The sequence below is a fragment of the Micrococcus sp. KT16 genome (genome assembly GCF_003315015.1).
Lineage (GTDB): Bacteria > Actinomycetota > Actinomycetes > Actinomycetales > Micrococcaceae > Micrococcus > Micrococcus luteus.
Map to the genome: position 1 here is coordinate 44,719 of NZ_QNRG01000012.1, position 19,619 is coordinate 64,337.

Here is a 19,619-nt window from a genome sequence, read left to right on the forward strand (position 1 = left end):
GCCAGGGCCGTCCGCGCGGCCTGAATCCCGGCAGGCTCACCCCATGGACCACAAGGAGATCCTCCATCAGGGGCTGCGCCGGCAGCGCGACGCCCTCTTCGCGAAGCTGGACGGCCTGCCCGAGCGGGAGGTCCGCCTGCCCCGCACCCCCACCGGCACCAACCTGCTGGGCCTGCTCAAGCACGCGGCCACGTGCGAGCTCGAGTACTTCGGCGAGGTCTTCGGCCGCCCCGCCGGCATCCCCCTGCCCTGGGACGCGCCGGGGGTGGGCGAGGAGGACGGCGCGGACCTGTTCGCCGCCGAGGACGAGACCCTCGAGGACGTCCTCGACTACGCGCGGCGATGCTTCGCGCACGCGGACGCGACCATCGAGGCCCTCGTCCTCGACGCGCGGGGGCGGGTCCCCTGGTGGCCCGCGCACCTGGCCGAGGTGACTCTGGCGCAGATCCTCTCCCACGTGGCCCTCGACGCGGCCCGCCATGCCGGCCACGCCGACATCCTGCGCGAGGGGATCGACGGGCAGGCCGGCCTGCGCGGCCCCGGGGACAACCTGCCCGGCTGGGACGCCGAGCGGTGGGCCGCGCACGTGCGGCGGCTCGAGGGGATCGCCCGGGGTGCGGGCCCGGTGCGCTAGCGTCCGCGGTGATGACTCCCCGCTCGCTCGCCGGTCTGGCCCTCACCGTCGCCGCCCTGATGTCCGCCTTCGTGCTGATGGCGCCGACGGCGCCGGGGCTGTTCGTCGGCGTGCTCACGGTGGGGACCTTCGGGTTCGGCCCGTTCTACGGGGAGCCCTCGCGGCAGCTCGTGGACCGGCCGTGGAGGCGGGACACGCGCTGGCGCGATCTCGCCCGCCGGGTCCGCACTGACTGGCTCTCCCGGCAGCTGGGCGCCGTCGGCTGGAACGCGGCCATCAGCCGCCGCATCACCGGCCGGGCCGACCTGCGGCGCATCCGCACCGCCGCCGTGGGCTCCCTCGTCAGCCACGCCGCCTCCGCGGGTCTGCACGCGGTGGCGGGCGTGGCGCTGGCGGCCGTCGGGCATCCGGTCTGGGGCGTGGTCGCGGTGGCCCTGGGGCTCGTGGTGCACGCCTGGCCGGCCCTGCTGCAGGTCTCCGTGCTCGGGCGCATCGACGGACTCCAGACGCAGATCCGCGGGGACCAGCTGCTCTGGTGACCGGCCGGCACCGGGCGGCCCGGCCGAGCACTTTGTGGGCCGAATCCGACGGATGAGCCCCTGAATCGGGCACGGGAGCGTCGCATTCGGCCCGCAAAGCGGTGGGGAGGGGGCAGCGGGGAGAGGGCGGCGAGGAGAGGGCGGCGGGGAGAGGGCGGCACCGCGCGCTCAGCCCTACGCTCGGACCCATGACCGAGCACACATCCGAGCACACCCCCGAGAACCCCCACGTCGTCCGCCGCGGCTCCGGCGTCCCGCTGATCGCGGTGCACGGCAACAGCGTGGACCACCGGCTGCTGCTGCCGCTCGACGACGCCCTCGCCGAGGCCGGGGAGGTCGAGCGGATCTACGTGGACCTGCCGGGCTTCGGCCGGACCTCGGCCCTCCAGGACGACGGCGGCCTCCCCGAGCTCGCCGCCTGGCTCGTGGACTGGATCCGCGCGGAGGTCGGCGAGCGGCCGTTCGCGGTGCTCGGCAACTCCCTCGGCGGCCTGCTCGCCCGGCACGTGGCGGCCGAGTTCGGCGCGCAGGTGTTGGGGCTGGGGCTGCTCGCGCCCGTCGTCGACCCGGACGAGGACCGGCGCACCCGCACCGACCTGGTGGTGCGCGAGCGCGACGACGCCTTCATGTCTACCCTCGACCCCGACGACGCCGCCCCGTTCCTCGAGATGTCCCCGCGGCTGACGCGGGACACGTGGGAGCGGTTCCGCGAGCACGCGCTGCCGGGCGTCCGCGCCGTGGACGAGGAGGCGCTGAAGCGCCTGTCCGCGCGCTACGTCCTGGACGCCGTGCCGGAGGAGGCCGCGCCGCCGTTCGAGGGGCCCGCCCTGATCCTCACCGGCCGGGAGGACCACCTCGTCGGCTACCGGGACCAGGCCGCGCTCCTGGAGCATTACCCGCGCGCCACCTACGCGGCGCTCGACGCCGCCGGCCACAACGTGCACCTGGACCAGCCGGAGGTCGCCGAGGCGCTCGTCCGCGCGTGGGCGGTGCAGGTGGGCCGCGCGGCGTCGGACTGAGGCGGGGTCAGGGGGAGGGACGGGCCTCCACCCGGGCCTCCGCCTCGGCGCCCGCCCCCACCCCGACGCCGGCCCGCGCCAGCAGGCCGTCGGCCACCCGCAGCAGGGCGGCGACCGCCACGAAGAACACGAGGATCGCCACCACGTAGACGGCGACGCCGTCGTAGCCCAGCCGCGGGACGTCCAGGATCGTGTACGGGTACCAGTCCAGCCACGGCCCGCGCAGCAGCGTGAACGCCAGCCAGGCGAGCGGGATGAGCGTGGACAACCACACCACCCGCCACGTGATCTGCCGCCGCGGCCCGAAGACCGCCCACAGCACCGGGGTGAGGATCGGCGTGACGATGTGCTGCAGGGTGTCGTTGAACCGCTCGACGGCGGTCATCGGGTCGGCGTCCCGCAGCAGCACGTTGAACACCACGCCCGTGATCACGATGCACACCACCCCCGTCACCCGCAGCACCCGGAACAGCGTGCCCGGCCGGTGCAGGCGCAGCGCCAGCAGCAGGGACGTCAGCCCCACCAGGAAGTTCGAGAGGAACGTGAAGTACGTGGGCTGGTTGAGCATGTGCTCCCAGCCGCCCTCGAGCACGCCCGCGTAGCCCGCGTCGGCCGGCAGGTCCGAGGACTTCCACGAGCCGATCCACAGTGAGAGCAGGTTGCCGCCCAGGGACAGGGCCGCGGCGACGGCGAAGGCAGGCCGCGCCGTCGTCGTCCAGCGGCCGGAGGGGGTGGGGAGGGTCATGCGCCCATCCTGCCGGAGCGCGACGCCGCCCCCGGTGCACTGGCCGAGCCGCTCGGGCCGGCGGGCGTGTCCCGGCCGGCGGTCCGGACCCTACGCTCGGCACCATGATCCGGACCCCCTGGACCCGCACCCCCGCCGGCGCGAGGCGCGCGCGCCGCCCCCGACAGTTCCGCCGCGTGACGACGACCGGGCCCGCCGCCGTGGACGTGGCCTGGGCCCGCTACGCCGACCTGCGCCTGTGGCCGCGGTGGGCTCCGCAGATCCGCGCCGTGGAGGCGCCACGGCGCCGGCTGCGGGCCGGGCTTCGCGGCGTGGTCCACGCGCCCCTGGGGCTGCGCGTCCCGTTCGTGGTCGAGGAGGTCGACGACGACGCCCGCACCTGGCGGTGGACGGTGCGGGTGGCCGGGACGGCGGTCTCCATGACGCACGACCTCACCGCCACCCCCCGCGGCACCCGGGCGGGGCTGACGGTCCACGGGCCCGCCGTCGTCGCCCTGGCCTACCGACTGCCGGCCCGCGTGGCGCTGCGGCGGCTGTGCCGGGCGCACCTCTGAGGGCGGACCGCCGGGCCGGGCCTGTGGCCAGGGGCCCCGCCCGCCTCACACCGCCGCGGCGTCGGTCCGCAGCTCGACGCGCGGCCAGTCGGCGAGGTCGGCGAGCATCTGCCGGTCGTGGGTCACCACGACGACGGCCTGCTCCGTGACCTGCAGGGCCTCGGTCATCTCGTCCACGAGCGCGGGGGAGAGGTGGTTCGTCGGCTCGTCCAGCAGCAGCACGTGGGGGCGCTCGATGAGCACCATCGCCAGGTGCAGACGGGCCTGCTGCCCCTGGGACAGGCGTCCGACCGGGGTGTCCGCGGCCTCGGCGGTGAGCAGCCCGAGCGAGGGCAGCGTGGGGGCCGGCAGGGGACGGCCCAGGTCGTCGACGCCGGCCTCGTCCGCGCCGACGCGGCGCACGTGCTCCTCGAACACGGCGGCGGCGGTGCGCTCCTCGTCCCACGCGGGGGTCTCCTGCGCCACGAGGCGCACGCGCACGTCGGCGCCCACGGTCACCAAGCCGCTCGTGGGCTCCAGGTCCCCGGCGAGCACGCGCAGCAGCGTGGACTTCCCGGCCCCGTTCGGGCCCGTCACCAGCACGCGGCCGCCCGGCACGAGGGCCGCGCCCATCGGCTGCTCGAGCCGCCCGGCCACGCGCACGGCGTCCGCGGTGAGCAGGACGTCGTCGCCCGCCGTGCCCGGCCCGCCCGCCGTGCCCGCCGCCGCGTCCGCGCCGTCCCGCGGGTCGCCGTCGGGCATGTCCGCGAACGGCCAGTCCAGGCGCAGGGGCGGCTCGGGCACGGTGATCCGGTGCGCCTCCAGCTCGTCGAAGCGCCGGTTGAACATCTGCACGATCCCCGCCGACCGGCTCGAGCGCTGGTGCTTGCCGGTGCCCTTCGGGGGCCGCCACGAGCCCTGCATCTGCTCCCGCGCGTCCTCCACGGCCAGCTCCAGCCGCTCGCGCTCGGCGTTCTGCTCGGCGTACTCCTGCTCCCAGGCGGCCCGGGCGCGGCGGCGCCCCTTCGCCCAGCCGGCGTACCCGCCGGAGTACCGCCGCGGCCGCCCGTCCTGGCTGGGATCCAGGTCCACGATGTCGGTGCACACGGCGCGCAGCAGGGCGCGGTCGTGGCTGACGACGGCGACCCCGCCCGGGTGCTCCACCAGCCGGCGGGTGAGGAAGTCCAGGGCGACGTCGTCCAGGTGGTTGGTCGGCTCGTCCAGCAGCAGCAGGTCCGGCCGGGAGCCGAGGGTGACGGCCAGGCGCACCCGGTGGCGCTGGCCGACCGAGAGCGATGTGAGGGGGTGCTCGCGGTCCGTGCACGCGTGCAGCCCCTCGAGGTCCATGTCCACGCGCCGGCCGGCGTCCCAGGCGTCGTAGAGGTGGGCCCGCTCCAGCGCGGTGGAGTACCGGTGTCCGGCGCCGGCGTCGTCGGGGGCCTCGGCCAGGGCGGCCGCGGCGGCGTCCAGGGCCTCGAGTGCGGCGTGCGGGCCCGTGAGGGCGTCGCGGACCAGGTCGCCCACCGTGCGGGAGCGCCCGTCGGCCCGCGCCCGCAGCGCCTGCGGGACGAACGCGAGCGTGCCCGCCCGCGTCACGCGGCCGACGTCGGGCGTGATCCGGCCCGTGAGCACGTGGAGCAGCGTGGTCTTGCCGCGCCCGTTCTCACCCACGATCCCGAGCCGCGAGCCGGCGTTGATCCGCACCGTGGCGTCCGTGAGCACGCGGTGCCCGCCGAGCGAGACGGTCAGGTGCTCGCCGCGCAGGTGGGCGGCGGGCCCGGCGGGCAGGGCGGGGGAGGGAGGGCCGGAGGTCATGTCCGCCAGTCTAGGGAGGGGGCGCGCTGCCGCGTCCGGGGTCGGGACTACGCTCGGGGCCATGTCCGCCGCCCCGCCGCCGCCCGCCTTCGGCACCGTCCTGCACCACCGCGCCCACGGGATGGCCCCGGGGGAGTCCATCTCCCCGCCGCTGGTCCACGCGAGCGCGTTCCACCTGCCCGGCGCGGACCCGGACGGCGCCCCCACCGCCCCCGGCGCGGACGTGCCTTTCCAGTACGCGCGCTGGGCCACGCCCACCTGGTCCGCGCTCGAGGCCGCCCTGGGCGCGCTGGAGGACGCCGACGTCGCCGTGGTCCCCTCCGGCATGGCCGCGATCGCCGCCGTCCTGCTGCCCCTGCTGCACCCGGGGGACCGCGCCCTCCTGCCCGCGGACGGCTACGGGCCCACCCGCGCCCTCGCCGCCGAGCACCTCACGCCCCGAGGCGTGCACGTGGACCTGGTCGCCACCCAGGGGCTCGCCCATGCGGACCTGAGCGGCTACGACCTGGTGCTCGTGGAGACCCCCTCCAACCCGGGGCTGCGCGTCGCGGACCTGGCGGACGTCGCCGCCCGCGCCCACGCGAACGGCCGCCGGGACGGCGCGGGGGCCCTCGTGGTGGTGGACAACACGCTGCTGACCCCCCTGGGGCAGCGCCCGCTGGAGCTGGGGGCGGACGTGGTCGTGGCCTCGGACACGAAGGCCGTCAACGGGCACACGGACGCCCTCGGCGGGCACGTGGCCAGCCGGGACCCGCAGGTGATGGCGCGGGTGCGCGGCTGGCGGACCCTGGCCGGCGGGATCCTGGGCACCCACGAGGCCTGGCTCATCCACCGCGGTCTCGAGACCCTCGAGGTCCGCTTCGCCCGGATGTGCGCCTCGGCGCAGGCGGTCGCGGAGCTGGCCGCGGGCCACCCGGCGGTGCGCGCCGTGGTCTACCCGGGGCTGGCGGACCACCCGGACGCGGAGGTCGTGGCGCGTCAGATGACGGCGGCGGGCGGCCTCGTCGGGCTGCGGTTCGCGGACGCGGCGGCGGCCGAGCGGTTCATCGCCGCGGCGCAGTACGTGGTGCCGCAGACCAGCTTCGGCGGCACGCACACGGCGGCCGAGCGCCGCGCCCGCTGGGGCGACGACGTCCCGGACGGTTTCGTGCGTCTGTCCGTGGGCGTGGAGCCCACCGCCGAGCTGCTGGCCGACCTGGAACGCGCGATGACCGCCGCGGGCGGCGGGCCGACCGCCTGACCCGCGCCCTCCGCACTTTGTGGGCCGAATACGACTCTCCCGGGGGCTCTGGGGCCCGGGAGAGTCGTATTCGGCCCTGAAAGTGAGCGCCGCCGAGACCTCACCCTGACCCGCGTCCCGGCTACGCTCGCGGACGAGGCCGCCCACCCGCGCCTCGCCCGCCCGCCCCGCCCCAGGAGACCCGCCCCATGCAGCTCGACCTGATCGTGGAGAACGCCCGCCTCATCACCGGCGACCCCGCCCGCCCGTCGGCCTCGCGGCTGGGGGTGTGGCGGGGCGTCGTCGTCGGGGTGGACGAGGAGCTGGACGGCCTCGCGGCACGCGAACGCCTCGATGCGCGGGGGCGCACCGTCCTCGCCGGGTTCAACGACGCCCACGCGCACAGTGTCTGGTTCGGCCAGTCCCGGCTGGACGTGGACCTCGAGGGTGCGCGCACGGCGGAGGAGGTCCACCGCCGGGTCCGCGCCCGCGCCGCCGAGCTCGACCCCGGCGCCTGGGTAACGTGCACCGGCTTCGACCCCGGCCACCTGACCGGCCCCCAGCCGGACCGGGACGGCCTCGACGCCGCCGCCTCCGGGCGCCCCGTGCTCATCCGCCACAACACGGGCCACGCCGTCACGGTGTCCGGGGCGGTGCTGGTCCTGGCCGGCGTGGGGGAGCAGGTGCTGCAGCAGCCCGAGGGCGGGCGGATCCTCACGGACGCCGAGGGTCGACCCACCGGTCTGTTGGAGGAGACCGCCATGAGCCTGGTGACCCGGCTGCTGCAGTCGGAGTCCCACGAGCACATCGGCGCGTGCCTGGCGCGGGCGTCGCAGGGGTACGCGGCCGAGGGCATCACCTCGGTGACGGATGCGGGGGTGGCCGGCGGGTGGATCGGGCACAGCCCGCTCGAGTTCGGCGCGTATCAGCGCGCCCGGGACGCGGGGCTGCTGCGCACCCGCTTCCAGACGATGGTCACCCTGGACGCGCTGCACTCGGTGGACGGCCATCCCGACGACGGCACGCACCTCACCCTCGACGCCGGCGTGCGCACGGGCGTGGGCGACGAGTGGCTGCAGATCGGGCCGGCGAAGGTGTTCACGGACGGGTCGATGCTCGGGCAGACCGCCGCGATGACCGAGGACTACTGCGGCCACGGTCATGGCCGCGGTTACCTGCAGCAGGACGCGGGGGAGATGCGCCGGGCGTGCCTCGGTGCGGCGGCCGCCGGCTGGGCGCTGGCCCTGCACGCGATCGGCGACGCCGCCCTCGACTTCGCCCTCGACGTGATCGCCGAGGCGCGGGGCCGGTTCGGGCGGCCCGTGATGCCGCACCGCGTGGAGCACGGCGGGGTGGTCCGCGACGATCAGGTGGCCCGTATGGCCGAGCTGGAGGTCGTGATGGCCACCCAGCCGAACTTCATCAGCGCGTTCGGCGGGTCGGTGCGGGAGCGGATCGGGCCGGAGCGGGCCGCGCTGTCGTACCCGGCCGGGCGGCTGCTGCGCGCGGGCCTGGTGCTGCCGGGCAGCTCGGACCGTCCCGTGGCCGGCGGCCGCCCGCTGGAGGTCATCCAGGACTTCGTGCTGCGCCGCACCGAGACCGGCGAGCAGTACGGCCCGGACGCGGAGCGGCTCACGGTGGCCGAGGCCCTGCACGCCTACACGGTCGGCTCCGCGGAGGCGACCGGCTGGGGCGGCCGCAAGGGGCGGCTCGTCGCAGGCCAGCTCGCGGACTTCACGGTGCTCAGCGAGGACCCGCGCGTGGTGCCGAGCGACCAGATCGCGGCGATCGACGTCGTCGCCACAGCCGTGGGCGGGGAGTTCGTGCACGGCGGGCTGTGACGCCCGGTCCCGGCACCGGCCCCGACTCCTCGCGACGAGCCCTGCGATATGGCCCTTACCCGCCTGGTTTAGGGGCCATATCGCAGGGCTCGTCATCCAGGGGAGCGGGTGGGGCACGTCCGGTGACCCGGCGGTCAGCCGTGGCTCTGCTGGGGGGCTGCTCCCTACGCTCGGAGGACGGCGCGCAGACCGCGCGTCGCCCCGAGACCGTGAGGAGCACCCCGTGGCGCACGACGACGCGAACACCACCACCACCGACCAGCTCACCCTGCAGGACCCCACGAAGCGCTACCCCGTGATCAGCCCGCCGGAGCAGTCGCTGCCCGGCACCGGCCTGGACGCGGAGATGACGCCGAAGGCCGATCTGGGTGAGAAGTCCTACCGCGGCACCGGCCGTCTCGAGGGCCGCAAGGCGCTCATCACCGGCGGCGACTCCGGCATCGGCGCGGCCACCGCGATCGCGTTCGCTCGCGAGGGCGCCGACGTCGTGATCACCTACCTGCCGGAGGAGGAGAAGGACGCCCAGCACGTCCTCGAGGTCCTGCAGGCGGAGGGGCGCACCGCCGTCGGGATCCCCGGTGACCTGCGCGACAAGACGTTCTGCGTCGACCTCGTGGCCCAGGCGGTCGAGAAGCTCGGCGGGCTGGACGTGCTGGTGAACAACGGCGGCAAGCAGGTGGCGCAGGACTCGATCGAGGACATCGACGACGAGCAGCTCGAGGCCACCTTCGACATCAACATCCTGGCCCAGTTCCGCCTGGTCAAGGCCGCCCTGCCGCACCTGAAGCCGGGCTCCACGATCATCAACACCACCTCCGTGGTCGCCTACATGGCCCCGGAGCAGCTGGTGGACTACTCCGCCACCAAGGCCGCCATCAACACCTTCACGAAGGCCCTGGGCCAGCAGCTGGCCCCGAAGGGCATCCGCGTGAACGCCGTGGCGCCCGGGCCGATCTGGACCCCGCTGCAGCCCTCCGGCGGCCAGAAGCCGGAGGCCCTGCCGGAGTTCGGCCAGTCCACTCCGCTGGGCCGCGCCGGGCAGCCCACCGAGCTCGCCCCGGCGTACGTGTTCCTGGCCTCGCCGGAGTCCTCCTACGTGGTGGGCGCGACCATCCCGGTCACCGGCGGCATGCCGACGCCGTGAGGTGAGGCCTGTCAGGCGGGGCGTGTACCCCGCGATAGACAAGGTGACGGTCGTGGTCGCCTCCGGACACCGGAAGCGACCACGACCGTCACCTTGTCTGTGGGGTGGGGCTGCAGGCTCCACAGCCTTGTGCGGAATCACCTGATGGAGCCCGGCGGTGTCGCGCGGAGCCGGCTCAGCGAAGACGCGGAGATCCCGCGTGGTGTGCGTCTGGGCGCAGTTCTCAGGCACAGACCTAGCCTCAACGAAGGGGGTGGGTGACTCCGCGCGACGAAGACGACCCTACGTGAGGACGCGCGTGCTGGGGAGGCGCCCCCATGGCGCGCGGGGCAGGCGGGCCAGGGGATGTACCCCTACTAGCTGATAGTAAGTATGTGAGTGAGAACTTGCTAAGAGGGTTCCATTATTGACCCTGTGCGCCCGCTCTGTCAGCATCTGTGTCATGCCTCACCGAGGCTTCCGACCACTCGATCTTCGCGCGGGAGGCGGACACGTTAAGCGGGGGCAGCGCCCGAGCGAATGGGGCGGCCCCGAGACCAGGACGAAAGGCCGCGTCATGTCTGACTTCGACACCCTGTCCCTCGAGGACCTCCTCGCCGCGTGTGCTCCCGGGGGGAGCACCTCACTCTTGTCGGAGACCCCGCTCCGGCCCGCCGGCGGCCCCGGGGCGGTGATCGCGCCGGCCAAGGTGATCGAGGGCCGGGGTGAGCCCACCTACGCCTACGAGCGTCGGATGGAACTCGACGAGGCCGGTCAGCCGCGACCGGTGTGGACCGTCGTCGTGGACAGCAAGCAGTCGGTCTCCAACCGGGACGAGGACGCCATCATCTCCGCTCGGCGGGATCAGGGGACACCGGAGGGAGAGGCGCTGCGCAAGGTGCCGACCATCGAGGTGCGTTACGGAGAGGCTGTCGAGTCGGATCTCTCCCTGCCTCATCGTGCGTTCGACGGACACATCCGGGCGGCCACCCTTGACGGTGCTCCCGTGACGCAGACCGAGGCCTACCGTGCACTGCGAGACGCCACGAAGCTCGACGCCCGGGCTCTGCTGGACGCCGCACCGACGGCCTTGGTCCTCGGCGCATGGGACTCCACTCGGAAGTCGCATCAGGGCCGCTACCAGTCCTGCATGACGGGTGAGATCATCGGCGTTCTGGCCGACCAGGACCAGGAGGGCGGGGCGCCGCGGACCAATCGGCGCGCAGCTGGCCGTGTGGACCCCGTCGCGGCGAGCGTCAAGCCATCGGCCAAGGACGTCGAGGCACTGGTCAAGGCGCAGGCGGGTGAACTGAGCGCCAAACTGCAGGACAAGGTGCTCGCCGAGGCCAAGAAGAAGGGGGAGACCGGATCGTCCATGTCCACGCTCGGCCTGGGCCACATCCCGCCGGTCCTCGGCGAACTGGGCGGTGTCGCGTGCCGTTCCATCATGCGACGACGCCTCCTGTCCTTTTCCGCGCTCCGTCAGCTCCGCTTCGGCGGCACGACGGAGCAGGACGTGGCGTGCCGCGCCCTGCTCGCGGCCTACGCCCTGCTCGGCATGGCCCTCTCGGACCGCGAGCTGCATCTGCGTGCGAACTGCCATCTGGTCGAATCCGATGAGCCGACCGTGACCCTCGACCTCCGGTACGGCAAGTCCCGGGCGCTCGCCCCCATCACGGACGAGGTGGCCGTCCAGGTGTTCGAAGCGGCGCTGGCGCATGCGAAGTCGGTCGCCGGTGTCGAGTGGAACGGGCAGACCATCCAACTGGTGGGCGACCCGGCGATCCTGGGCGCCGCCAGCACCGACGACGTCGAGGTGTGACCATGGGCGGACTCGTCATCAGCGCGGACTTCCCGCTGGGCGTCTACACGGGCCACGGGCCGGACGGCGGCGCAGAGCGATTCCCTGATGTCGCGAGGCTCTTCTCGGCCCTCGTGCAGGCGGCCGCTGCGGGGACTCTTTCGACGGGGGATCCTGAGGCTCCGTTCACGGCAGAGTCGTTGGCCGCCCTGGACTGGCTCGAGGAGCATCCGCCGGATGCGTTGGTCCTGCCTGGTCACACGCCCGTGGCACCTGGCGTGCGACGCTTCGCGTACCGGAAGGAGGGGGTCTTCCTCAAGGAGGTCGGCAAGACCAACTACAAAGTGACCGGCCGGCCTGTCTCGGACGGAACTGCGCTCGGCGGCCCCGTGCAGTGGGTCTGGGATGACGGGCCCAGCGGGACGGACACACAGGTCTGCTCAACTCTGGAACAACTCTGCGCGGACGTGCCCCATCTCGGAGAGGCGTCGTCGCCCGTACGTCTGACGGTGCACGAGGGGGAGGGCCTTCCGGCGCCCACGCATCGACGTGACCGGAATGCAAGTCTGCGTGCGGTCCCCGGTGCGGTGCGGCAGGCGATGCCGAGTCCCGGACGGAGGGCAGAGCTCGACCGTGCCCACGCGGCAACGACGCTGGGGCGGAAGCCCTCGGCTAGCGGCGACAAGCACACGACGTCGGCGGTGCCGCATGCCACCCTGCCGCCGCGCGACCACCTCCGGAGCGGGATCTTCGCGCCGGTCGAGCACCACGAACCTGACGTTCCCTGGACCCAGGTGCTGGCGGTCCCCGTCATCGGGGCCAACTCCACTGTCCCTGAAGAGCGGTACGTGAGTGTCTGCGTCGCCCTGCACCGCGCGCTCGTGTCGCGCCTGGGCCCCGACGCCCCGCCGGAGATCACCGGCCGTTATGCGCCGTCCGTCGCCCCACCGGCCAACCGTGTCGCACTCCACCTGGCGCCGGGGGACCTTCCGAACCTGCCGTTCTCGGACGGACGGGATCGATTCCTCGTCCTGGTGCCGCGAGGGATGCCCGGGCCCGCCCTGGGGATGCTGGCATCAGCCTTGGCCGGGGTCCGCCGTGTCGTCACCTCAGAGCACCAGCTGACCGTTGCACCTGAGGAGATCGAGGTGTACGACGGGACTGAATTCTGGAAGGCTCCGACCGAGGGTGCGGTGCGGACGTGGGACGCCCAGCCGGCCGTGGTCGTAGAGCGACGGCTCAAGTCCAAACCCCCGATCCGGGACGTCGACCTGGCTGCCGCATGGTCTTTGGGCAATGTGCTCCGTGACGTCGAACCGGCGTTCGCGACGAAGGACCCTGTCGCTCGGCACGCAGCGGTTGTGGAGAGCGGGGCGCAGCTTCGGGGCAGGGCGTTCCGCACGCTCACGCCGACGGCGTACGTCCACCGTACGGACCGCCGCAGCCCCATCGAGCCGTTCCGCCTCACGCTCACTCTCAGCACCGCCGTGCCTGACCGGGCCATCCTCGCGCTCGGTCAGAGCCGTCATCTGGGCTGCGGACTGCTGGTGCCCACGGACATTCCCGGATCGACCCAGGAGCGGTCATGAACGTCAATGACAAGGCGGCCTTGACCGTCGCCATCGATGAGTTCGACGAGTTCTTCGCCGCCGTGAACCATGGCCGTGAGCCCTACGCCTGGCAGCGTGCTCTGCTGAGGCAGGTCGTGACGACGGGACGCTGGCCTGACGCCGTCGTTGCGCCCACGGGCGCTGGCAAATCGAGCGTCTTGGAGGTGCACGTCTTCGCGGTGGCCATGACCCACGCACCCGGGTGGGAAGGGGCCCGGGCCCCTCGTCGCCTCTGGCACGTGGTGGGGCGCCGAGCGCTCGTTGACGACATGGCCTCCCGGGCCGAGGCTGTGTTCGATCAGCTCGCCGAGATCACGGACGTCCCGATCGAGGCGCCTTTGAGCCGAGTCGCAGCTGCCCTGAGGCGCATCTCGCCGGCCGGGCAACCGGGCTCGGTGACAACGCTCCGCGGCGGGATCGCACCGGAGCGTGGATGGCAGGACGACCCGGTCTCCTGCCAGGTGATCTGTGCGACGCCGGACATGGCCGGCAGCCGGCTCCTGTTCCGTGGCTATGGCTCCACCGCAGGGATGCGTCCCCGCGAGGCGGGGCTGATCGCATACGACTCCGTGCTGATCCTGGACGAGGCCCATCTCAACCGGCAGCTGCTCACCACGGCTCGTCGCGTCGCGTCGCTCGCCGGTGAGTCACCTCTCGCCGCTCACGTGCCCGTACTGCAGGTCGTCGAGACGACGGCCACTCCGGCGGGACTCGCGCCGGCCCAGACTTCTATCGGCGTCGAGCTTTCGGACATCCGCACGGGTGCCGTGGGGGAGGCGCTCCTGCGCCGTCTGGACCGTCCGAAGCCAGTCCATCTGCACCTGGACGGCCCCTGGCTCGCTGGGGGCATAGCGCGTGAAACGACGCAGGGAGCGCAGGAGATCGCCCGCATGGTGACGGACGCCGTGCAGGCGGGACACACCCCCGTGGGGGTCGTCATGAACCGCGTCGCGTCGGCCCTGGCCGTTCATCGTGCCCTCCGCGGTCTCAATGGCGGCCTCGATGTCGTGCTCGTCGTAGGGCCGCGCCGGCGCTGGGAGCAGGCCCTCGAACGATCCCGGACCCCGGATGTCTACGTGGCGACCCAGGCGATCGAAGTCGGCCTCGACCTGGACTTCGGGTTCCTCATCACGGATATCGCGTCAGGGTCGGCGCTTGCGCAGCGGGCGGGGCGGCTCAACCGCACCGGGGCTCGGGAATCCGCCCCCATGCATGTGCTCTGTCCGTCCGCCGATCCCACGGCCAAGACGGCGGCCCCTTACGAAGTGCAGGACATCACCGACGCGCTCGAGTGGCTCCGGGATCGCGCGGAGGATCCGAAGGGGGTGAGTCCCGCTGCTCTCCTGGAGAACCCGGCCCCGTCCTCCACCCCGGCCAGGCCCGTCCTCAGCGAGATCGAAGCCGCGCGCGCGGCCCTGTTCAGCCGCACGTCCGAGGCACTGGCCGTCGAACCGGACTTGACGCTGTGGCTGAGGGACTCACTGGACGCGGAAACGGACGTCGCCGTCGTGGGCCGCCGGCTTCCCCGTCTCGGCGAAGACGCTGGAGAGGACTGGTCAGGGTTGGACCAGGCGGAGTCCGCGGCGTTGCTGGCGACTGCCCCACCTCAGCCGCATGAGGCCTATCCGGTCACGCTCTCCCGGCTGCGCCTGCTGCTCGCCGGGGGCCGCCGCGGGCGGGCGACGCCCGCGTTCGTACGTCGTGGACGCCAGTGGACGCTCGTGGATCCGGATGCCTCGGGTCACGGGATTGTCCCGGGGGATGTCGTCTGCGTCCCCCACGACTGGGCTGCCACACACCATCACGTCCTGGTCGAGGATGGCCGGGAGCCTGTCGGCGACGTCCTCGACCCGCGGTCTGCGGACGGGACGATGCTCTCGCTCGAACCGGTGAAGGCCAGTCAGCGCAGGGTGGTGTTCATGACCGGCGTCGCCTCGCCTGGCGTGCAGGACCACCTTCGATGCTCTCTATTGGAGGTCTGCGCGGACCTGCAGGAGGCGGACGTTCCGCTGACCCTCCTCAGCGTGCTGGATGCGTTGGATGACCGGGGACAGTCCGCGTGGCTCACCGCTTATCTCGGCCAGTGGGCGGACCCGGACCTGGTCGCACGATTCGACGTGAGGGTCCACGTGGGTGGCCGGGCTCCCGGCTCGCCGCAGCAGGCGGCATGGGTGGTGTTCGAGCTGCTGGACGCGGCCGATCCCGACGACGCCCAGCTGTCTGCGACAACCGGGCGCAGCCCTGTGTCCCTCGCCGAGCACCAGAGGGACGTGGCAGACCGGGCCGGCGAGTTCGCCCAGGTCCTCGGCCTGCCTGAGGGCCTGAAGCGGACGTTGACTGTGGCGGGGGCACACCACGACGACGGCAAGAGCGACGACCGCTACCAAGCTTGGCTGACCCAGGGCGTGGCTGGCGTGGACGAGCCGATGGCGAAGAGTCTGCTGAGCGCCCTGCCCTTCCGTCAGTCACGGTTCCTCCCCGCTGGCTGGCGGCACGAGCAGCTGTCCGCCGCAATGCTTCACGCGCATGCGGACGGGGCGGACGCCCTGGCCGTGCGTCTGGTGGGAACCAGCCACGGACATGGGCGCGGCACGTTCCTGATGGGCGCGGAGAGTCTTGTCCACCCGGAGGCACCCCCTCACGTCCGCATGGCCGCGGAGGAACTGTTCGACGTCGGAGTCTGGGACGCACTGGTTCTGTCCGTGGAACAGACGTGGGGGCTGTGGGCTGTGGCCTGGCTCGAGGCGGTCCTGCGGGCCGCCGACGTGACGATCTCGAAGGAAGGACGATGAACATGGCCCGCACGACTGAGCCGGTGACCCTGGCTGGGACGTGGGACGTGCTGCTGTCCCATGCGGCGCTGCTCGGCGCCGCGATGATCGTGGAGGAGGAACTGGGAGCCGGTGCCGTGCGGCTGCGGTGGACCGACGAGCCGGACTCTCGACCGCAGTTGTGTGGGGCAGGGCTTGATGCCGCGGCCTTTGGCAGCCTCATCCACCGGCATGCGACCCGGCATGTCCAAAACCCGGGGGGCTGGCTGTACTCCACGGACGCGGTGGCTGGATCGTTGTTCTCGGCCCGGACCAAGATGCCGGCGTCCGAGCACGGGTGGGCAGACCTGCTGCATGATCGCACAGAGGTGGCGCGGCCATTGCGCGGCCTCGACTCGGCTCTCGTGGTGGGCTTGGGGGAGCGGGCCTGGTGGCACAGGACGAGTAAGTCGTTCCGGCCGGACCATGGCGCGGCCGCCTGGGAGATGCGCACCAGGAACAAGGGCATGGAGTTCATCGCGCATTCGCTCCTCCCCACGGGAAGGGCCGTGGCCGGCCGAGCGGTGGAGGCAGTGACCTCGGGCCTTCTCGGGACCACGGTGGAGGACGAACCGGGCAAGAACAAGCCGGATTCCCGCACGGCGACGGGCATGGCCCCCCTGGGGCCGGTGGATGCTGCGCGGGCCTGGGTGGGGCTGTGGGCGCTCGCGGCCTTGCCCGTCTGGGCGGACAGCCACGGGCGGTCCGTTTCGTCCGCTCATATCCCAGCCCGCAGGGAGTCGTTGGCGCGGCTGTTGATGCCGGTGCCGACATCCTGGGTGACGGTGGCGCGGATGCAGGCCGCCTTGCGCTCGCGATACCTGCTCGTGGCGGGGGAAGACGCGACAGGGCCCAGCTTGGGCTCAGCCGAGACGACGGCGGCTCAGGCGATCCTGGAGGAGTGGGGGTTCGCTCAGATCCTGAGCTTCCCCGTGAACGTCACCGGCAGTGCGTCGGCCCCGGAGCGGCGCACTCTCGCGGCGAGGGCGCTGAGATGACTGAGCACGACACGGGGGAGCCGTATGCTGACTCGCTGCCATTCAGTCTGGTCGCGCACTGGAGTTTCTGCCCGCGTCGGGCATGGCTCGAGGCCATGGACGAGAAAGCGCCGAAGGTGGCGCAGATCCAGCAGGGAGTGGCGGACCATGCGCGGGTGGACGTGCCCACCACACGTGAGGCTCAGACGATGCGCGGCATCGACGTGCGCGACCCGTCTCTCGGCGTCCACGGGCGAGTCGACCGGGTCGAGCGACTCCCGTCGGGGCGTCTACGCGTCGTCGAGCACAAAGCCACCCCGGTGAAGCGAGCTGCCCGAATCAGCGATGCCAATCGTCTGCAGCTGGTACTGCAGACGATGGCGCTCGAATCCCAGGGGAACACGGTGGAGGACGCCGAGGTGTACTTCACCACCCATCACCGGCGGGTCCCGGTCGAGATCTCGGCAGCGCACCGAAAGGCCGCCCGTGATGCGGTGGCATCGGCTCGGTCCGTGGTCAACGGGAAGACCGCTCCGGCACCGTTACTGGACGACCCGAGGTGCATGCGGTGCTCCCACGCCTCCGTCTGCCTCCCTGAGGAACGGCAGGAAGCAGAAGTGCTGTCCCGAATCGTCCCGCCGGACCCTGCCGGTGAGACCCTGCACCTCACTGTGCCGGGGAGTCGAGCGAGCATGTCGGCCGGGCGGATCACGGTGGTGAAGGGCGATGAGCGGCTGGCCAGCATCCCTTTGGAGCGGGTGTCGGCCGTCGTGGTGCACGGCAACGTCGACCTCTCAGGAGCGTTGCTGCGGGAGCTGATGTGGCGAGGCCTTCCCTGTGTCTGGTGCACGGGGGCAGGGCGCGTCGTCGGGTGGACCAATGGAGTCAAGCCGCCGAATGGCGGCGCACGCTTCCGTCAGTTCGCGGCATCGGCCGAAGGCCGAGTGGACATCGCTCGCGAGTTCGTGGTGGCCAAGGTCGCGAACCAGGCTACGATCCTCCGGCGTTTCGGAGGCATGCCAGCTGTGGTCAAGCGTCTTCGATCGGCGACGCGACTGGCGAGCACGGCGACGTCCACCGGCCAGTTGTTCGGAATCGAGGGCCGGGCCGCCGCAGAGTATTTCGCAGGATTCCCGGGACTGCTGGCGCCAGGTGTGGACGCGGGCGTGGCTGAGTCCTTCCCCGGTCGGGTCGGGCGAGGGGCCACCGACCCGTTGAACATCGCCTTGAACTACGGGTATGGGATGCTCCTGTCCGAGGTGATCCGTGCGGTCCTGGCCTGCGGCCTGGACCCGCATGCCGGGGTGCTGCACTCCAGCGGACGGAACAAGCCGGCCCTGGCGCTGGACCTGATGGAGGAGTTTCGTCCGCCCGTGGTGGATTCCGCCATCTTGGCCGCGTTCAACAATGGCGAGTTGGGGCGACTGTCTTTCACTCACGTGCTCGGCGGCGCGCGGCTCACCCAGACCGGCCGGCGCAAAGTGATCGCGGCGGTGGAACGGCGTCTCGGGACGGAGTTCAAGCACCCCGTCTTCGGATACAGAGTGACGTGGCGCCGCGCGATAGAGGTCCAGGCGAGGATGTTCCTCGGCGTCCTGGATGGCTCGCAGGAGGTCTACAAGGGGGTGCGAGTCCGTTGAGTGCCCGGGATCGTCTCCGGAGGCGACTCATCGCCTATGACATTCCTGACGACCGCCGCAGATCCCGGGCGGCCCGCGTCCTCGAAGGGTACGGAGATCGAGTCCAATATTCAGTCTTCGTGGTGGATGCCTTGCCCGCCCAGTTCGTCTCCCTCCAGGCAGCCCTCGAAGCGGTGCTGGATCCGGGCGAGGACAGCGTGCTGGTCTGCGACCTCGGGCTGACGGCCACGCTTGGCGCAGAGCAGTTCAGCTTTCTGGGTCGATCACGCGAGATTACTGTGGACGGGCCCATCATCATCTGAAGCGAGCCAGGGACCTTCGCGAGCGCTCCGTCGATGTCCGGAATCCGGCGAGCCGTCGCATCAGAAAAGGGCTTGTCAGCCCACGGTTCATGGGCCGAGGCCGAAAGGCATGGAGCTCCACGGACGCCTCTTGAGCCCAGGGCTCGCCGAAGGTCGCGTCTGCCCATGTCAAGGGGCTGTAATCTGAGGTGCTGTCTCCGCTCCTTTGGAGAGCGGACTTCGTTGAGGCGCGTTCAGGCACCCGGCACCCGGCGACCACGGCACAGTCTCCGCTCCTTTGGAGAGCGGACTTCGTTGAGGCTTGATGGACCCCAGGACGTCGTGCGTGCCACCGGTCTCCGCTCCTTTGGAGAGCGGACTTCGTTGAGGCACGCAGTACAGCGTGGAGCGGGCCGGCACCCTCTACGTCTCCGCTCCTTTGGAGAGCGGACTTCGTTGAGGCATCGTGATCGCGAACGCGTGCGTGGACGAGGTGACGGGTCTCCGCTCCTTTGGAGAGCGGACTTCGTTGAGGCGCGGACCCGCAGGGTGTGCTCCGCGCCGGCCCGGCCCGGTCTCCGCTCCTTTGGAGAGCGGACTTCGTTGAGGCCGCGAGGACGTGGCCAAGGCCGCCCAGGTCTCCGGCGTCTCCGCTCCCTTGGGGAGCGGACTTCGTTGAGGCGGCCTTCAGGGTGGCCCGTCCACACAGATCATGGGTGTCTCCGCTCCTTTGGGGAGCGGACTTCGTTGAGGCGTGATCGTCGGGCCGGGCCGCCCGGACACCCCCTCAGTCTCCGCTCCTTTGGGGAGCGGACTTCGTTGAGGCAACGGGCTGCTCATGGAGAACCAGACGACCTCCGGTCTCCGCTCCTTTGGGGAGCGGACTTCGTTGAGGCCGCATGGCCGTCGAGTCGTCCCGGAACGTCCACGCCAGTCTCTGTAAGCGGCCATGAAAAGCTGCCCATAGGTGGCCAGGGAATGACCCGCTGACGGCCATGAGGACTGCCCAGTGATGGCCACGGGAACTGCCCG

Annotated in this window: 15 protein-coding genes and 1 CRISPR repeat array; of the genes, 13 read left to right on the forward strand and 2 right to left on the reverse strand. The window is 72.2% G+C overall.

Annotation, left to right across the window (positions count from 1 at the left end):
* The first annotated feature begins 43 nt into the window (after positions 1-43).
* From DE149_RS09505 to DE149_RS09515, 3 genes are all read left to right on the forward strand, one after another.
* Positions 44-634, forward strand: a complete 591-nt coding sequence (locus tag DE149_RS09505) for a DinB family protein (protein WP_010079843.1) — start codon at positions 44-46, stop codon at positions 632-634.
* A gap of 11 nt (positions 635-645) precedes the next feature.
* Positions 646-1,173, forward strand: coding sequence for a hypothetical protein (locus DE149_RS09510; protein ID WP_036315583.1), 528 nt, complete (start codon positions 646-648; stop codon positions 1,171-1,173).
* Between the two features lie 188 nt (positions 1,174-1,361).
* On the forward strand, positions 1,362-2,192 hold the full coding sequence (locus tag DE149_RS09515; protein ID WP_020627045.1) for an alpha/beta fold hydrolase: 831 nt from the start codon (positions 1,362-1,364) through the stop codon (positions 2,190-2,192).
* 7 nt (positions 2,193-2,199) lie between these two features.
* Here DE149_RS09515 and DE149_RS09520 read toward each other — a convergent pair whose 3' ends face one another.
* A complete protein-coding gene (locus DE149_RS09520) occupies positions 2,200-2,937 on the reverse strand; it encodes a Pr6Pr family membrane protein (RefSeq protein WP_020627044.1) in 738 nt (245 codons plus the stop codon).
* Positions 2,938-3,041: 104 nt separating this feature from the next.
* Between DE149_RS09520 and DE149_RS09525 the strand changes: the two genes are divergently transcribed.
* Complete coding sequence (locus tag DE149_RS09525) at positions 3,042-3,491, forward strand: SRPBCC family protein (protein ID WP_020627043.1); 450 nt, start codon at positions 3,042-3,044, stop codon at positions 3,489-3,491.
* Positions 3,492-3,536: 45 nt separating this feature from the next.
* Here DE149_RS09525 and DE149_RS09530 read toward each other — a convergent pair whose 3' ends face one another.
* Complete coding sequence (locus tag DE149_RS09530) at positions 3,537-5,285, reverse strand: ABC-F family ATP-binding cassette domain-containing protein (RefSeq protein ID WP_020627042.1); 1,749 nt, start codon at positions 5,283-5,285, stop codon at positions 3,537-3,539.
* A 61-nt stretch (positions 5,286-5,346) separates the two neighbouring features.
* Here DE149_RS09530 and DE149_RS09535 point away from each other — a divergent pair, with 61 nt between their 5' ends.
* From DE149_RS09535 to cas2, 9 genes are all read left to right on the forward strand, one after another.
* Positions 5,347-6,525: a cystathionine gamma-lyase gene (locus DE149_RS09535; RefSeq protein ID WP_020627041.1), complete on the forward strand. Its 1,179-nt coding sequence runs from the start codon at positions 5,347-5,349 to the stop codon at positions 6,523-6,525.
* A gap of 188 nt (positions 6,526-6,713) precedes the next feature.
* The gene (locus tag DE149_RS09540; RefSeq protein WP_041105065.1) at positions 6,714-8,345 is read left to right on the forward strand and encodes an amidohydrolase; all 1,632 of its coding nucleotides are present in this window, start codon (positions 6,714-6,716) and stop codon (positions 8,343-8,345) included.
* 223 nt (positions 8,346-8,568) lie between these two features.
* Positions 8,569-9,489, forward strand: coding sequence for an SDR family oxidoreductase (locus DE149_RS09545; RefSeq protein WP_113914407.1), 921 nt, complete (start codon positions 8,569-8,571; stop codon positions 9,487-9,489).
* Between the two features lie 556 nt (positions 9,490-10,045).
* The gene (gene cas7u / locus DE149_RS09550) at positions 10,046-11,290 is read left to right on the forward strand and encodes a type I-U CRISPR-associated RAMP protein Csb1/Cas7u (RefSeq protein WP_078025320.1); all 1,245 of its coding nucleotides are present in this window, start codon (positions 10,046-10,048) and stop codon (positions 11,288-11,290) included.
* 2 nt (positions 11,291-11,292) lie between these two features.
* On the forward strand, positions 11,293-12,858 hold the full coding sequence (csb2, locus tag DE149_RS09555; protein ID WP_078025321.1) for a type I-U CRISPR-associated protein Csb2: 1,566 nt from the start codon (positions 11,293-11,295) through the stop codon (positions 12,856-12,858).
* Positions 12,855-15,671, forward strand: a complete 2,817-nt coding sequence (gene cas3u / locus DE149_RS09560) for a type I-U CRISPR-associated helicase/endonuclease Cas3 (RefSeq protein ID WP_078025322.1) — start codon at positions 12,855-12,857, stop codon at positions 15,669-15,671. The genes csb2 and cas3u overlap by 4 nt, the downstream gene beginning before the upstream one ends.
* A gap of 2 nt (positions 15,672-15,673) precedes the next feature.
* Complete coding sequence (locus DE149_RS09565; protein WP_078025323.1) at positions 15,674-16,687, forward strand: hypothetical protein; 1,014 nt, start codon at positions 15,674-15,676, stop codon at positions 16,685-16,687.
* Positions 16,684-18,306, forward strand: coding sequence for a CRISPR-associated endonuclease Cas1 (cas1, locus tag DE149_RS09570; protein ID WP_113914409.1), 1,623 nt, complete (start codon positions 16,684-16,686; stop codon positions 18,304-18,306). The genes DE149_RS09565 and cas1 overlap by 4 nt, the downstream gene beginning before the upstream one ends.
* On the forward strand, positions 18,216-18,608 hold the full coding sequence (cas2, locus tag DE149_RS09575; protein WP_233490735.1) for a CRISPR-associated endonuclease Cas2: 393 nt from the start codon (positions 18,216-18,218) through the stop codon (positions 18,606-18,608). The genes cas1 and cas2 overlap by 91 nt, the downstream gene beginning before the upstream one ends.
* A gap of 193 nt (positions 18,609-18,801) precedes the next feature.
* A CRISPR array of direct repeats spans positions 18,802-19,483; the repeat unit is 36 nt; unit sequence GTCTCCGCTCCTTTGGAGAGCGGACTTCGTTGAGGC.
* Positions 19,484-19,619 lie beyond the last annotated feature (136 nt).

What these genes read in the sequence shown, in the direction of transcription:
- DE149_RS09515 (WP_020627045.1), top strand. Translation starts at nt 1,362, where the DNA reads ATGACCGAGCACACATCCGAGCACACCCCCGAGAACCCCCACGTCGTC.
- DE149_RS09535 (WP_020627041.1), top strand. Translation starts at nt 5,347, where the DNA reads ATGTCCGCCGCCCCGCCGCCGCCCGCCTTCGGCACCGTCCTGCACCAC.
- DE149_RS09540 (WP_041105065.1), top strand. Translation starts at nt 6,714, where the DNA reads ATGCAGCTCGACCTGATCGTGGAGAACGCCCGCCTCATCACCGGCGAC.
- DE149_RS09520 (WP_020627044.1), bottom strand. Translation starts at nt 2,937, where the DNA reads ATGACCCTCCCCACCCCCTCCGGCCGCTGGACGACGACGGCGCGGCCT.
- DE149_RS09565 (WP_078025323.1), top strand. Translation starts at nt 15,674, where the DNA reads ATGGCCCGCACGACTGAGCCGGTGACCCTGGCTGGGACGTGGGACGTG.
- cas7u (WP_078025320.1), top strand. Translation starts at nt 10,046, where the DNA reads ATGTCTGACTTCGACACCCTGTCCCTCGAGGACCTCCTCGCCGCGTGT.
- csb2 (WP_078025321.1), top strand. Translation starts at nt 11,293, where the DNA reads ATGGGCGGACTCGTCATCAGCGCGGACTTCCCGCTGGGCGTCTACACG.
- DE149_RS09525 (WP_020627043.1), top strand. Translation starts at nt 3,042, where the DNA reads ATGATCCGGACCCCCTGGACCCGCACCCCCGCCGGCGCGAGGCGCGCG.
- cas1 (WP_113914409.1), top strand. Translation starts at nt 16,684, where the DNA reads ATGACTGAGCACGACACGGGGGAGCCGTATGCTGACTCGCTGCCATTC.
- cas3u (WP_078025322.1), top strand. Translation starts at nt 12,855, where the DNA reads ATGAACGTCAATGACAAGGCGGCCTTGACCGTCGCCATCGATGAGTTC.
- DE149_RS09505 (WP_010079843.1), top strand. Translation starts at nt 44, where the DNA reads ATGGACCACAAGGAGATCCTCCATCAGGGGCTGCGCCGGCAGCGCGAC.
- DE149_RS09530 (WP_020627042.1), bottom strand. Translation starts at nt 5,285, where the DNA reads ATGACCTCCGGCCCTCCCTCCCCCGCCCTGCCCGCCGGGCCCGCCGCC.
- DE149_RS09510 (WP_036315583.1), top strand. Translation starts at nt 646, where the DNA reads ATGACTCCCCGCTCGCTCGCCGGTCTGGCCCTCACCGTCGCCGCCCTG.